The sequence below is a fragment of the Flavobacterium lacus genome (genome assembly GCF_003268815.1).
Classification (GTDB): domain Bacteria; phylum Bacteroidota; class Bacteroidia; order Flavobacteriales; family Flavobacteriaceae; genus Flavobacterium; species Flavobacterium lacus.
In genome coordinates, this window is sequence record NZ_QLSV01000004.1 from 238,351 (window position 1) to 253,646 (window position 15,296).

General features: G+C 33.4%; 15 protein-coding genes. 2 read left to right on the forward strand and 13 right to left on the reverse strand.

Annotated features, from left to right (window positions below; all coding sequences use genetic code 11):
• Window positions 1–4: 4 nt before the first annotated feature.
• The 12 genes from B0I10_RS05650 to B0I10_RS05705 all read right to left on the reverse strand — a co-directional run bounded on the left by B0I10_RS05650 (window position 5) and on the right by B0I10_RS05705 (window position 10,814).
• Entirely contained in the window at window positions 5–601 is a 597-nt protein-coding gene (locus B0I10_RS05650; protein ID WP_112085519.1) for a hypothetical protein, read from the reverse strand.
• 1 nt (window position 602) lies between these two features.
• Entirely contained in the window at window positions 603–1,283 is a 681-nt protein-coding gene (locus tag B0I10_RS05655; protein WP_112085520.1) for a hypothetical protein, read from the reverse strand.
• Window positions 1,284–1,311: 28 nt separating this feature from the next.
• Window positions 1,312–2,250, reverse strand: coding sequence for a tRNA (adenosine(37)-N6)-dimethylallyltransferase MiaA (miaA, locus tag B0I10_RS05660; RefSeq protein ID WP_112085521.1), 939 nt, complete (start codon window positions 2,248–2,250; stop codon window positions 1,312–1,314).
• A 10-nt stretch (window positions 2,251–2,260) separates the two neighbouring features.
• On the reverse strand, window positions 2,261–3,103 hold the full coding sequence (locus tag B0I10_RS05665; RefSeq protein WP_112085522.1) for an ion transporter: 843 nt from the start codon (window positions 3,101–3,103) through the stop codon (window positions 2,261–2,263).
• A gap of 31 nt (window positions 3,104–3,134) precedes the next feature.
• A complete protein-coding gene (locus B0I10_RS05670; RefSeq protein WP_112085523.1) occupies window positions 3,135–4,496 on the reverse strand; it encodes an exonuclease domain-containing protein in 1,362 nt (453 codons plus the stop codon).
• A gap of 36 nt (window positions 4,497–4,532) precedes the next feature.
• A complete protein-coding gene (locus tag B0I10_RS05675) occupies window positions 4,533–5,192 on the reverse strand; it encodes a YggS family pyridoxal phosphate-dependent enzyme (RefSeq protein WP_112085524.1) in 660 nt (219 codons plus the stop codon).
• Between the two features lie 88 nt (window positions 5,193–5,280).
• Complete coding sequence (locus B0I10_RS05680) at window positions 5,281–6,498, reverse strand: DUF1015 domain-containing protein (RefSeq protein WP_112085525.1); 1,218 nt, start codon at window positions 6,496–6,498, stop codon at window positions 5,281–5,283.
• Window positions 6,499–6,600: 102 nt separating this feature from the next.
• Window positions 6,601–7,221 carry an outer membrane beta-barrel protein gene (locus tag B0I10_RS05685; protein WP_112085526.1) on the reverse strand — a complete coding sequence of 207 codons (621 nt, stop codon included), beginning with the start codon at window positions 7,219–7,221 and terminating at the stop codon, window positions 6,601–6,603.
• 45 nt (window positions 7,222–7,266) lie between these two features.
• Complete coding sequence (locus B0I10_RS05690; RefSeq protein ID WP_112085527.1) at window positions 7,267–7,791, reverse strand: GRAM domain-containing protein; 525 nt, start codon at window positions 7,789–7,791, stop codon at window positions 7,267–7,269.
• Window positions 7,792–7,866: 75 nt separating this feature from the next.
• Window positions 7,867–8,727 carry a helix-turn-helix domain-containing protein gene (locus B0I10_RS05695; protein WP_181456901.1) on the reverse strand — a complete coding sequence of 287 codons (861 nt, stop codon included), beginning with the start codon at window positions 8,725–8,727 and terminating at the stop codon, window positions 7,867–7,869.
• 129 nt (window positions 8,728–8,856) lie between these two features.
• Window positions 8,857–9,744, reverse strand: a complete 888-nt coding sequence (locus tag B0I10_RS05700; RefSeq protein WP_112085529.1) for a 3-hydroxyacyl-CoA dehydrogenase family protein — start codon at window positions 9,742–9,744, stop codon at window positions 8,857–8,859.
• 101 nt (window positions 9,745–9,845) lie between these two features.
• Window positions 9,846–10,814, reverse strand: a complete 969-nt coding sequence (locus tag B0I10_RS05705) for a Gfo/Idh/MocA family protein (protein ID WP_112085530.1) — start codon at window positions 10,812–10,814, stop codon at window positions 9,846–9,848.
• A gap of 231 nt (window positions 10,815–11,045) precedes the next feature.
• Between B0I10_RS05705 and B0I10_RS05710 the strand changes: the two genes are divergently transcribed.
• Together B0I10_RS05710 and B0I10_RS05720 are read left to right on the forward strand one after the other, a co-directional pair.
• Window positions 11,046–11,888 carry a universal stress protein gene (locus B0I10_RS05710; protein ID WP_112085531.1) on the forward strand — a complete coding sequence of 281 codons (843 nt, stop codon included), beginning with the start codon at window positions 11,046–11,048 and terminating at the stop codon, window positions 11,886–11,888.
• Window positions 11,889–12,321: 433 nt separating this feature from the next.
• Entirely contained in the window at window positions 12,322–13,869 is a 1,548-nt protein-coding gene (locus B0I10_RS05720) for an AbgT family transporter (RefSeq protein ID WP_112085533.1), read from the forward strand.
• 247 nt (window positions 13,870–14,116) lie between these two features.
• Here the strand turns inward: B0I10_RS05720 and dnaN are convergent, their stop codons facing one another.
• A complete protein-coding gene (gene dnaN / locus B0I10_RS05725) occupies window positions 14,117–15,235 on the reverse strand; it encodes a DNA polymerase III subunit beta (RefSeq protein WP_112085534.1) in 1,119 nt (372 codons plus the stop codon).
• Between the last annotated feature and the right edge of the window lie 61 nt (window positions 15,236–15,296).

The window sequence follows — 15,296 nt, forward strand, 5'->3', positions numbered from 1 at the left end:
TTTTTTAATTAATTTTTAATCCAATAGTAATATTTAGTGAACTCGCATGATTGAAATAATCTACAAATTCATTGGTTGTATTTACTCTAAAAAAATAATAATTGTAACCGATATTCGAAAATAAAATATAAGTTTTGTTTAATTTGTAAAAAATATCTGTGCCAAAACCAAGTGTATTACCTTGTTGATTTCCATAAAATTTAGAACCATTTTTTTGTCTGAGGTCCACGCTACCAAATTTCAAGTGAGGATCAAATACTATTTTATTACTTTCCGAAATTCTATAAGAAAGAATCCCTCGAAACGTATTTATGTTGGTTTTATCGATGTTACCTCCGATTTCAAAATCATCCACTTGTAAAGTAGTTTTTTCATATTCAAAAGCGAGTAAAAATTGTTGATATCTCAATATATTCAATTTTAATAATGCACCGATAGCTAGTTGCTTATGTCCTTTTGATAAATAATTATCTCCTAAATAAATATGACTTACAAAAGCTATACTCAACTCAGGTTTTAATTGAACTTTTTTATCGGCCTTATCTTGTGACCAAGCTGTAAATGATGAAAATAGAATTAGTAAGAAAATATATTTTTTCATCTTAATAATTTATGGTAAACTGAATTGATTCCTGTTCGTCAATAATGAGTAACTCTTCAAAAGTAGATACGATATTTGTACTGTTATTTCTTACTTCCCATTGAATTACTAGTTCTTGATTTTTCTTTACTAATTTTGAAAGGTTATCAAAATAATCAATGTATTCATCTGACAATGGTTTGAAATATTTAATTTCATCGGTATAATCGCCTATGTAATTGATGTTAAGAAATTGAAAATTCGCATTTACTTGGTTCAAATTGATATAAAGATTAGCCAAATTTTCACGTTGAAAGAGTTTTTCAGTTCCGATATTTAATTCAAAATTTGAAAAATCATCGCTATCGATGTTTCTTATTTGTCTTTTATGGTAAGGAGAATTTGAATTTATTTCGATAATAATTTCATTATAATTCGATTTTGGTTTTGGTATAACCATCGTGTAATCACCGTTTTCGTTAGTTGTAGCTTTGCCCACAAAATTGGTTTCAGAAGGCACATAAAAAATAAATGGAATACTAGACGATTCTCGTCTAACAAAAAGTTTTACTTCGTGATTAGAAAGTGGAAGGTTATTTTCCAAGAGCACTTTCCCTTTAACAACTAATTTTGTTTCTCCATCATATTCAATTTCACATGATAAAAAAAATAGTGCAACTAAAAGTAAAAGTGTTTTTTTCATGGCGTTTTAATTGTAGGATGCGTAAAAATTAAATTGGTTGCTTTATTTTTTTTTCGATATAAGCAATAATATCTTTTTTATCTGTTTCAAAATCAAACCTTATCACATTTTCGGTTCTTTTAAACCAAGTCAATTGCCGTTTAGCAAAACGACGTGTATTTTTTTTAATTTCTTCAACAGCAAATTCTAAAGTAGTTTTCTCATCAAAATAATCAAATAATTCCCGGTAACCAACGGTTTGCAAAGCATTCAATTTTTTATTTGGATATAGATTTTTGGCTTCTTCTACTAAACCTTCTAGTATCATCAAATCGACTCTCCGATTAATTCGTTCATACATCATTTCTCTATCCGCCTCTAAACCGATGATGATTGATGTGAAATTTCGTTTGTTTTTTTTCTGATTTAAAAAGGAAGAATAAGGTTTTTCGGTTCCTAAACAAACTTCTACAAAACGCATCATCCGTTGCGGATTTTGTAGGGTTTGCGGATTTTCAGCACTTATTTTTTCAAAATAAATTGGATCTAATTCTTTTAATTTGTTTTGTAAATAATGTAAACCATTTATTTCAAATTCAGCTTTAATTTCCTCTCTAATTGCTGGTGCAATATCCGGAAAATCATCAAAACCTCTCAAAACGGCATCTACATATAATCCCGAACCACCGACCATGATTTGGATGTTGTTTTTCTGAAATAATTCATCCAATTTTAAAAGAGCTTCACGTTCAAAATCACCTACCGAATAGTTTTCAAAAATCGATTTGTTTTGGATAAAATGATGTGTTGCAGCATTCAATTCATCCCCCGATGGAACAGCCGTTCCGATTTTCATTTCTTTGTAAAATTGACGACTATCGCACGAAATAATTTCGCAATTAAAATGTTTCGCCAAAGCAATACTCAGAGCTGTTTTACCAATAGCAGTTGGACCAACAATGGTGATTAGAAAATTTAAATTTTTCAAAGGAGTTTACTTATGAATTTTTATCTAATTCGTCGCCACAATTATAGCAAAATTTAGCATCGTCACCATGATTGTCTTTACCACAGTTCATGCAATGCTTCTGTTTGGAATCTTGACCTCTTTTAAATTCTGATTTTGCAATTTCAGCTGTTACAATTCCTGTTGGAACAGCAATGATTCCGTAACCCATAATCATAACTAATGATGCGATAAATTGACCCAGTGGCGTAACAGGCGTGATATCGCCAAAACCAACAGTAGTTAGCGTCACAATACACCAATAGATACTAATGGGAATGCTAGTAAATCCAGATTCTTTTCCTTCCACCACATACATTAAAGAACCAATAAGAATACAACTAATTAAAATAAAATACATAAACGCTACAATTTTTCCACGACTTGCAATAAGCGAATTTCGTAATTGGAGCGATTGACCTGAAAAATGAGGATGGTTTAGAATTTTGAATAAACGCAATAGGCGTAAAGCCCGGATTATGACAAATAAATTTGAACCTGCCAAAAAATAGGACAGATACATCGGTAGGATTGCAAGTAAATCAATGATTCCATAAAAACTAAAAATATACCGTTTCGGTTTATCAATACAGATAATTCGGAGGACGTATTCTATACTAAAAAATATAGTAATAATCCACTCCAACAGAATTAATTGATTATGGTATTTAATGTCAAAACCTTTCACGGTTTCAAGCATTACCAGCAAAACACTCAGTAGAATTAAACCTAAAAGAATAAGGTCAAAAAGTCTCCCGGCTACTGTGTTGGTGCCATAAATAATGATGTGTGTTTTCTGCCTAAAAATTTCATAACCTGATTTAGTCTCTCTCATAGCGACAACTTATTATTCAAAGATAAATAAATTATAACGTAACAATCTTCATCACTTTATTTTTTCTTAAGTATCCTTGAATGATATTTTTTGTATCGCGGTTGTTTTGCATCGGAATGATGATGTTTCGAAGTACCTCAATATTTGTTATTTGATAATTCAAATCATAAAAACAATAACCTTTGTAGATTCCGTTTTCAATCAGAATAGCAGAACGTTCTTCAAGGCTTCTTCCTTTATCGATAACCACCATATTGTCATTTTGAAATTGACTGGCTTCAATAAACTCTTCAACGCGTGAATTATATTCATCAGTTGTTATTTCTCCCAGACAAGCCCCGTCACATTCTTTTATTTTATATTGAAAGCAGGCATTTTTTGTTTCGTATAAACCATTTAATTTCTGACACAAATTGTATTTTTCTGTAATCTTGAATAAGGCACTTTTTCCTTCTTGAATAGAAGTAAATGAGGTGATTTCCTTTTTTCTCAAATCCGTTTTTTGCAGGGAAAGTTTTAAATAACCGTTTTCATCTTTAACAGTATACAAAGCCCATTGGAAAATGGTTTTTCGTTGAGCTCGATTGTATATTGGTTTATTGATTTTTATCTCTTCGCTTTCCTTTAAAAGAGCAATTAATTCGCTACCGGTTTCTTCATAAGTAACGGTATAAACTTCCGTTTGAATTTTTTTGCATTTGCGACTCGTTCCAGTAAAATGTTGATTGACACGTTTTTTGATATTTTTACTTTTGCCAATATAAATTAGGTCACCTTTTTCATTGTGGATATAATAAATGCCGGTTTTGGATGGCAAACTTTCCACTATATCCAATAATTTTGGTGACATACCGGACTTGATCTCGGTTTTCACCAAGCTTTTCATAATTTCTTTTTCTACATCTTGGGCTAAAAGCATTTTGAATAACTTTACCGTAGCCATTGCATCACCCGTTGCACGATGTCTGTCAGCCATAGGAATTCCGAGTGCTCGAACCAATTTTCCTAAACTGTAGGAAGCATGTCCTGGCAATAGTTTTTTGGACAATTCAACAGTACAAAGTGTTTGTTTTTGGAATTTGAAACCCAATCGCCTGAACTCGGTTTGTAAAATTCTATAATCAAAAGAAGCGTTATGTGCTACCACAATGCACCCTTCGGTAATTTCTATAATGCGTTTGGCTACCTCATAAAACTTTGGTGCCGAACGAAGCATGGCATTATTAATACCAGTTAATTTCACCACAAACGGCTGAATCGGAATTTCCGGATTGACCAAACTGATAAACTGATCAACAACCGTATGACCATCAAATTTATAGATGGCGATTTCGGTTATTCCTTCTTCGTTAAATTGACCTCCGGTGGTTTCTATGTCGAGTATTGCGTACAAAAAGTGCTTAGTAATTAGTGCTTAGTAATTAGTCTATCATCTGCTTCCAAAGATACTACTTCCAATCCGAATCATGGTACTTCCGCATTCGATGGCGAGTTGATAGTCGCCGCTCATGCCCATGGATAAAGTGGTCAGTTGGCAGTTGTCAGTTGTCAGTTGTTGATGTTGATTAAAAATAGATTTCAAATGTAAAAATTCACGTTTAATTTGCTCTTGATTTTCGGTAAAAGTAGCCATTCCCATCAAACCGACAATGCGAATATTTTCAAAGCTTTTAAATTCTTCCGAACGCAAAATTTCACTTAATTCCTGTTCATCCAAACCAAATTTGGTGTCTTCTTCGGCAATGTGAATTTGCAACAAGCAATCTACCGTTCTTTTCCATTTAGCTGCTAATCGGTTGATTTCTTTCAACAACTTCAAACTATCCACACCGTGAATCAAACTCACATACTGAATCATGTATTTCACCTTATTCGACTGAACATGGCCAATCATATGCCATTGAATGTCTTTGGGCATTTGTTCCCATTTATCCGTCATTTCTTGGATTTTATTTTCGCCAAAAATACGTTGACCAGCGATGTATGCTTCCATTAAATCAGCAACCGGTTTGGTTTTTGAAACGGCAACTAATATCACGTGAGGCGGAAGAGAGGATTTAATTTCAGTAAGGTTTTCTGTTATTGACATTCTTTAATTTTTTATTTGAACACAGATTTAAGAAATTTTTAAAATTTTTAAAATTTCTTAAATCTGTGTTCCTGAACGTTTATCTAAATTATAATTCATATACCATCAACCCACTTCTGAACTTCGGTTCGATGTACGTACTTTTTGGTGGCATAATCAAATTGTTGTCTGCCAAGGCTTTAATTTCTGAAATATCCGAAGGAAAAAGCATAAAACCCACTTCAAATTCGCCTTCGTCTATCAATTCTTTGATGGTTAAAATAGATTGCTTTCCAGGAATGTATTCAATGCGTTCATCGTTACGCAAATCTTCAATTCCAAGTAATGGTTGAAGTACATTATCGTATAAAATTTGAGCATCTAAATTTTCTAAAATCGTTGGATTTTTGTTTTCCAATTTATAAAATAAAGCATAAAAATTTCCATCTAAATACATCCCAAATTCAAACTTACTTTGTGGTTTCCATAATTCTTGTTCTTTGTTTTTGATGATAAAATGCTCACCTAATTGAGCTAAAAACGCATTCACATCATGTCCATTTAAATCACGAATAATCCGATTGAATTCGTAAATTTTCACTTCACTTTCTGCAATTAGAAAACTCATAAAATAGTTTAAATTTTCATTTCCGGCCGTTTTAAATTCATCATATAACAACTCTGCCGAAGCTGAACGATGATGACCATCAGCAATATATAGTTCCGGAATTTGGTCAAACTGCTGTTGCAACCACTGAATTTCTGCATCATTATCAATTTTCCACAATTGATGTTTCTCTTTGTTTGTGGTAGTATAATTGTAAATCGGAATACTTTTTTTCTTTTCAGAAATCCATTGATTTATGGAAATATTATCTGGATAAGTTATCAAAACTGGCTCCGTATTAAACCCCGTTTGATGTAAATAATCCTTGAACAATTCCACTCGATATTGCAACGTGTCTTCGTGTTTTTTGATGACATTGTTTTTGTAATCGTCAATGGAAGTTCCGGCTACAATTCCGGTGAACGAATTGGTTTTTGTCTGAATTTCATACACAAAAAAAACGGGTTTTGTTTCCTCCACAAAAACACCATCATTTTTAAAATCTTGGTATTTATGAGCTACTCCTTTAAAACGTTTATCCAACGTAATTTTTTGCGAATGAACATAGGCCGGATGAATCACATGCAAAAACGAGTAAGGATTAAAACTTAACCAAGCCGCCAGCTCCGCTGAACTGTAATCATCATAATTTCTGCAGGTTACTAAGCCAACTTTATCCGGTGTTGGTCGAACAGCTTTAAAAGGAACTATTTTTGACATTAAAATAAAAAAATAACCGTAAAGTTACAAATTTACAAATGCAACGCTACGGTTATTTTCAATTTTATGCTTTGTCTAAGCTTTGTTTTCTTTAATCTTTAATTAGAATTTGAATTCGAAAGAAAAATTAATGGTATTAATTTCTTCTAGTTTTCTTTCAACACCATTTTTTTTCATTTTAGTAAAATCAGATTGCGATTCAAAACCTATTCCAAAGTTTAAATTTTTTGCTACACCAAATCGCAATCCAACATTAAAACCTAAACCAGCATTCCAACCTTGATTTCTATTTTTAAAAGTTTCATCAATTGTTTGAACTTCTTCTTTTAAAAGTGCATTTGCATAAACTCCAATTCCTCCATAAGCCGAAAGTTTACTGTCTAGCTGGTCTTCAAGAATATATAAAGAATAATTTAGGTTGATAGGAATTCTTAAGTAAGATTGTTTTAAAGCATAACTTTCACCAGCAGAAACGCCATTGGCATTAAAATCCATCAGTCCAATTCCAGTGCTAAACGTTGTTCCAGAAGGAAGTCTGTAAAAGAAAAGTACATCTCCGGCATTTATACTTCCATTCAATAGTACCATTCCGGATTGATTTTGTTTCGCAAAACCTAGTTTTCCTGTTACATTAAAACCTAATTCTTTTTGTTTTGATTCTTCTTGTGCTTTCACATTCAATGTGATTAATACGAGCAATAATGTAAAAATTGACTTTTTCATATGTAAATAATTTAAAGGTTAAAAAAAATGTGATTATTAAGTGATTTAGTGTTTAATGGAATCATTAATTTTAGTGGTCCAAACATCTCGTTCATTTTCAGAAACATAAAATTTTAATTCTTCGTCTGCTTTTTGAATAATTAAACTATTGTAAATAAATCCTAAAGTATTATGTTGCTTCACTTTGGTGATTTCTTTTAGAGGAATTTCAACGAAAGTCTTTTTGGAATTTAGTTTGTGAGGTTTAAACGCTAGTCTTTTTGTAGTAAGGATAAGTTTTCCTCCCGCTGAAAGCGATTTGCTTTTTAACGTCGAAGCCCCTTCAAAAATCAATTGTTCATCGTTATTTAGCTCAATAATTGTTTTTTTTAGCACTCTATCGGTTGCAATTTTTGTCATCACCGGAAAAAGAATCCCCATAAATAGTCCAAAAAAAGTAGCATTAAATATAAATTGCCAAATATTGAACTTTTCTCCCCAAATAAATCCAAACAGAGCCATTATACTGGCATATGTAAATCCCAAAATAATTGTTTGCACAATCATTAATTTTAAACTTAATTTTACCATGTTTTTAGATTTATTACAATGCAATACTACAATGCAATAAAATCTTAAAATTGTAAAATTGAGACAATGCAAAAATTAATTTTCAAAATACCAGTAAGTGTCTTCGAGACCGAGATGTGAAACTTTAGAAAGTAAGGTGTTCGGCGTTTCTTTAGTAATTGATTTAAAGTGTTTTATAAAATGTGCTTGATCATAATACATACTAAATAAAGCAACGTCAGTTAGATTTGTTTTGTCTTTATTTTGATGAAAATAATTAAAAGCTTGTCGGAACATCACCATTTTTCTATATTCCTCAACCGACATAAAGGTATGTTTGTTAAATAAACGGAGAAGAGTTTTTCTATTAACTTTTAGTTTTTCTGATAATTCGGCCACTTTAATACCGCCATTGGAAATTATAATTTCGCCAAGAGCTTTCTTAAGAATTGGTTCGTCAAAAGACTTGAGTTTTTTTTCAAAAAAGTGATCTAAGAGTATGACTTTTTTTTCTACTTCTTTTTCAGAATAAACTTGACTTAAAATAAGGTTGAATTCATCTCCAAAATGTGTAAAATTTCCAAAATAAAATGTAATTATTTCATGTAGAGGCTTTTCTATGAAATGATTTATACCTAAAGGATTAAAAACAACGCCAATTTTATCAAAAGCACCGCATATACTTACTTTTATACTTTTTTCTTTATTAATGGAATAGAGTGGTTGAAGACCACTATTTTTTGACGGTTTTATGCTAGACTCATCATTTGATATAAGAACTTCTGAATCTTTATAAACCGTTAATGCATGCTTATAATTAGGGTAGAAAATAAAGTTTTTTTGATAATTTTGATCTTCAGATTTGTGAAAATAGTAATAAGAAATGTACTTGCTTATCTTGTTCGATGCAGGTTTTTGTGTAATAAAAATATCATTGTCCTTTTTTGAATCTTCCAAGATGATTTAAGTTAAAATCTTAAAATTGAATAAATGAAAAGTTTTTATTTAGTGAAGTTGTTTATTCAAGATTCAATGCAAGTTATAAGTGTTCAGTAACTGCCAACTGATTACTGAACACTGAATACTTTACTTAAACTGCTTCGAAACGTTCTCCGCCTTTTTACTCTCCGAATAATCATAAAAACCTTCTCCGGATTTTACACCTAATTTTCCAGCCATAACCATATTCACTAAAAGTGGGCAAGGAGCATATTTTGGGTTTTTGAATCCGTCATACATTACGTTTAGAATAGAAAGACAAACATCCAAACCAATAAAATCGGCGAGTTGTAACGGTCCCATTGGGTGAGCCATTCCTAATTTCATTACGGTATCTATTTCTTGAACACCAGCAACGCCGTTGTACAATGTTTCGATTGATTCGTTAATCATTGGCATCAAAATGCGGTTGGCTACAAATCCCGGATAGTCGTTTACTTCCGTTGGCGTTTTGCCTAATTTTACCGATAAATCCATAATGATTTTAGTTACTTCATCCGAAGTGTTGTAACCACGAATGATTTCAACTAATTTCATAATCGGCACCGGATTCATAAAATGCATTCCAATTACTCGCTCAGGGTGAACCACCTGTGCCGCAATTTGCGTAATAGAAATGGATGAAGTATTCGTGGCCAAAATCACATTATGATCACAGATTTCACTCAATTGTTTAAAGATGTTCATTTTTAGACCCACATTTTCGGTAGCAGCTTCTACCACTAAATCCGTTCCAATAACACCATCTTTGATGTCAGTGTAAGTAATAATATTTGAAATGGTTTTGTGTTTATCCTCTTCCGAAATGGTTCCTTTTGTCACCATTCTATCCAAGTTGGAGGCAATCGTTGCCATTCCTTTTTCCAACGATTTTTCGGAAACATCAATTAATTTTACGGTAAATCCGCTTTGAGCAAAGGTGTGGGCAATTCCGTTACCCATAGTTCCTGCTCCGATTACTGCGATTGTTTTCATTCTATTTTAGTTTGTTTTGAACCATTAAGAAATTAAGTTTCATTAAGTCTTAATGTAACTTAATTTCTTAATGGTTCATAATTTAAAAGTTTATTATGGTTTTATTTTTTTTCCATCGAATCAATAATCATATACGCCACTCTTAACGCCTCTGTTCCATCTTCCAACGTCACCACTGGAGTTGTGTTATTGTTGATAGCGTCCGCAAAAGTTTCCAATTCATCCAAAATGGCGTTGTTTAACGAAACTTCCGGATTGTCAAAATAGATTTGTTTTTTAATTCCCTCTGCATTTTGCAAAATCATATCAAAATCACCGGGAACTTCTGGTGCATCTTTCATTTTAACGACTTCGCACACTTTATCCAAATAATCGACAGAGATGTACGCATCCTTTTGAAAAAAGCGAGATTTACGCATGTTTTTCATCGAGATACGGCTCGAAGTGATGTTTGCCACACAACCGTTTTCAAACTCAATTCGAGCATTGGCAATGTCTGGTGACTGACTCAAAACAGAGACGCCACTCGCGTGAACGGCTTTTACTTTCGATTTAACCACACTCAAAATCGCATCAATATCATGAATCATTAAATCCAAAACAACTGGAACATCCGTTCCTCTCGGATTAAATTCGGCCAAACGATGCGTTTCAATAAACATCGGATTATCAATCTGATTTTTCACCGCAATGAAAGCAGGGTTAAATCGTTCAACGTGACCAACCTGACCTTTAACATGATATTCTTTTGCTAAAGCGATAATTTCTTCCGCCTCTTCAACGGTAGTTGAAATCGGTTTTTCAATAAAAACATGTTTACCTGATTTGATCGAAACTTTGGCACATTTATAATGAGAAAGAGTAGGAGTTACAATGTCAATTACATCAACAGCATGAATCAATTTGGCAATCGTATCAAATTGTTTATAACCAAATTCGGCGGCTATTTTTGCTCCATTTTCATGATTTTCATCATAAAAGCCAACTAATTCGTATTTTGAGGATTGATTGAGTAATCGCAAGTGTATTTTTCCAAGGTGACCGGCACCTAAAACGCCAACTTTAAGCATAAAAGTAAATTTTATCAAAAATAGTAATAATAGAAGAATTGACAAGGAAGAATGATTTAAATTATTAATAGAATTACGAGCCATTCATCTTAATAAAATGTTATAACTGACAATTATCAGTTCAAATTTGATTGATAATGATTAACTTTACTTTAGATAAGTGTTGACTAATGAAAACATAAAAAAAACCACTAAAAGCGAACTATAAACAACTGATTAAAACGAACTATCATGAAACGAATACTATTCCCAACCGATTTTTCAGAAGCATCAAACAATGCTTTTGTCTATGCCTTGAAATTGGCGGATGCTATCAAAGGTGAGTTGATTACCCTCCACGCTTATGAACTTCCTCAATTACACATGGGTGGGTTGCCAACCACACTAAAAGATGTTTACGACAGCATCGAGTTAGAAAATTTTGAAAATTTTAAAGATCAAATTCCAGTACTTCGCGATATAGCCGAAAAACACAATTTAGGTCACGTTAAAATAAGTAACATCTTAAAACATGGCGACTTGATTTGGACAATCAAAAAAGTAACTAAAGAGGAAAATATTGACTATGTAGTAATGGGAACCAAAGGTGCTTCTGGACTTAAAGAAACTTTCTTGGGTTCTAATACCGGTACGGTAATTACTGAATTGGATACTTATGTCATTGGTGTTCCTGAAGAATCTGAGTTTTCAGGTATTCAAAATATTGTATTTACAACTAGATTTCGTGAAAAAGATCTAAAGGCTCTAAAGAAAGTACTCAAATTAGCCAAACTTTTTGACGCGAAGGTGCATTGTCTTTACATAAAAACAAAAAAAGACGACGTAAACCCTGTAATAATTGAGGACTGGAAATTTCTTTTTAAAAACGAAAAAGTTGTCTTTCACATTTTTGAAGATGAAAATGTGAAACAAACAATTCTTAATTTTATTGATTCTTATAATGTTGATATGTTAGCCATGCTCAACTATAAACGTGGCTTTTTTGAAGAATTATTCAAACAAAGTTTAACACAGAAGCTTTCGTATCATGTTAAAGTGCCTTTATTGGCTATTCATGAAAGTCGTTTAGATTAGGGCGTTCGGGCGGGCTTCCCGTTGCAACTCCTCACAACTAGTCCTATTTTTTATCGGGTTTTGTTGGGCTTCCGTTGGTCGCCCACAAAACCCGTAAAAAATTAGGCCTATTTGTTGCGGGGTTTCCACTGCAATCCCTAACGCAAATTCAGTTATCGGTTGGTAGTTTTCAGTTGCATTCATAGTTCTCAGATACAGTTTTCTACAATCTTTTCATCCTAACGGAGGAAGGATTTCAAAATAGATAGTGCATTAAATTCTACTTGATTATTTTTGGTTCCAAGCCCGCAACCCTAAACTTCGTGCCTTCCTTTCTTTGTGGCAAAACCTTAGTAGTTCTTTTTCAATATCGGCGGTCATAAAATAGAATACCCATAACCAACAACAGATAACAAAAAAATTATTACATTAGTGCCATAAACAAACTAACCTTATGGAAGAAAACCAACCTGTAAAAAAGGGTTTTATAAACAAAGCCCTCGATTTTATTGAAAAAAAAGGAAACAAACTGCCCGATCCGGCTATTTTGTTTTTTAGCCTTATGATTGGAATTTGGATTATCTCAGCCTTATTATCCAATGTCGCTTTTGATGTAATAGATCCACGTTCACAAGCTCCAATTCAAGTAATTAATTTATTAAGTGGTACATCTTTAGCCGCCTTTTTATCTAACATGGTTACCACCTTTACCGGGTTTGCACCGTTAGGAATCGTATTAGTAGCGATGCTTGGAGTGGGAGTGGCAGAACATGCCGGTTTCATTAATGCCGGACTAAAATCAATGCTAAGCGTTACTCCAAAAGCACTATTAACACCGATGCTTATTTTGGTAGCTATTGTGTCGCATACGGCTACAGATGCAGGTTATGTGTTGGTAATTCCACTTGGAGGAGTGATTTTCTATGCGGCTGGGCGGCACCCGCTATCGGGAATTGCTGCTGCTTTTGCCGGCGTTTCCGGTGGGTTTAGTGCTAACTTTGTTCCTTCCGGAATCGATCCGTTGTTACAAGGGTTTACGCAATCGGCTGCACAAATTATTAATCCTGCGATTGAATTAAATCCATTGAATAACTGGTTTTTTACATCCGCTTCTACCTTATTAATAGTGGCGATTGGCTGGTACATTACAGACAAAATTGTTGAACCTCGATTAAAATCGGTTGCTGTAGAAGTAAATGCAGACGAGCAACCAACAATGGATAGATTGTTACCCAAAGAGAAAAAAGCTTTTTGGGCAGCATGTTTAGTTATGGTCATTTGTTTGTTAGCTTTATTTTTATGGGCAGCTCCTGCCGATTCGGCATTACGAGCAGAATCCGGAGATTTAGCAGCCTTATCAGCCCCATTAATGCGTTCGATTGTGCCATTAATCTTTATTATTTTTTTAATTCCCGGTGTGGTTTATGGATTAATGTCTGGGACTTTCAAAAAATCTAAAGACATTATTGACAGCATGACCAAATCGATGAGCGGAATGAGTTATTATATAGTGATGGCTTTTTTCTGTGCTCTTTTTATCGATGCGTTTACCAAATCTAATTTAGGAGCTTTGTTAGCGATTAAAGGAGCTTCTGGTTTAAAAGCATTGGCTCTTGCACCGGAAATTACAATCGTTGGAATTATTTTGCTAACCGCTTTTGTCAATTTGTTTATTGGTTCTGCTTCGGCAAAATGGGCTCTTTTGGCTCCTATTATGGTACCGATGTTGATGCAGTTAGGTATTTCTCCGGATTTAACACAAGCTTCGTATAGAGTAGGGGATTCAGTTTCTAATATTGTAACGCCGTTAATGCCTTATTTCCCGTTGGTGGTTGTGTATTGTCAAAAATATGTCAAGAGCACGGGAATTGGAACGTTGGTTTCGATGATGATTCCGTATTCAATAGCTTTTATGGTTTTATGGACGATATTCCTTTTGATTTATTGGGCTTTAGGCATTCCGTTAGGGTTGCAATCTTCATATGAATATATTGCTCCTTAATGAGCGATGATAAATAAATTTAACCCGTATTTTTATTGAAATACGGGTTTTTTTATTTTAGTTGGTAGTGACATTGACAATAAAATTTTGAATTGTAATGCTATGATTGCACTCATTTTGCCCCCGACAGAGGCGGAAAGCATTTTGAAAATGCCAAGCCAACAAAAAATCTTGGAGAGAATGGCGGGATAAGGCACAAAAAAACCGCAATTAAAAAATTACGGTTTGAGTTGTTGTTTTTTTATGATTAGTTATTCAACATAACCGGCATAACCAACATCGTGATTACTTCACCTTCGTCTAAACCGTCAACTGGAGTCAGAATTCCGGCACGGTTTGGCAACGACATTTCCAATTGAATTTCATCCGATTGAAGGTTGGTCAACATCTCTGTTAAAAAACGAGAATTGAATCCGATTTGTAAATCATCACCTTGGTAATCACACGTTAATCTTTCTTCTGCTTTGTTAGAGTAGTCGATATCTTCTGCAGAAATATTTAATTCGGTTCCGGCAATTTTTAAACGAATTTGGTGTGTTGTTTTGTTCGAGAAAATCGCCACACGACGCACAGAACTCAAAAATTGTGTTCTGTCGATATGCAATTTATTTGGGTTTTCTTTCGGAATTACTGCTTCGTAGTTTGGATATTTCCCATCAATTAAACGACAAACTAACATGTAATTGTCAAATGAAAATACTGCATTACTGTCGTTGTATTCAATTTTTACTTCACTATCGGAAGTTCCTAAAATACCTTTTAAGATATTTAAAGGTTTCTTAGGCATAATAAAATCGGCCACTTCAGATGCTTTTACATCTGTGCGAGAATATTTTACTAATTTATGAGCATCGGTTGCTACAAAAATTAATCCTTCCGGAGAAAATTGGAAGAAAACACCAGACATTACCGGACGTAAATCATCGTTTCCGGCAGCAAAAATGGTTTTGCTGATGGCCGTTGCTAACACTTCTGCAGGCACTAAGGTGGAAGAAGGGTCATCTAATACAACTGCCTTTGGAAATTCATCACCCGAAGCATAAGCCAAGGCATATTTTCCTGAATTTGAACTAATTTCGATGGTATTATTTTCTTCAACAGTAAATGTTAAAGGCTGTTCCGGGAATGTTTTTAGAATTTCTAATAATAATTTCGCCGGTACTGCTACACTTCCTTCGCTTTTGCTGTCTATTTCAAGTGTGGCAGACATGGTTGTTTCTAAATCAGAAGCAGAAACAATCAATTGATTATTGTCTAATTCGAATAAGAAATTATCTAAAATTGGTAGCGTATTGCTGCTGTTAATCACACTACCTAAAACTTGTAGTTGCTTTAATAAATACGAACTCGATACTATAAATTTCATTTCGGTTTTTATTTTTTATATCCCACAAATATAAAGTTAAGTATTGAAAGAAAAAAAGTAT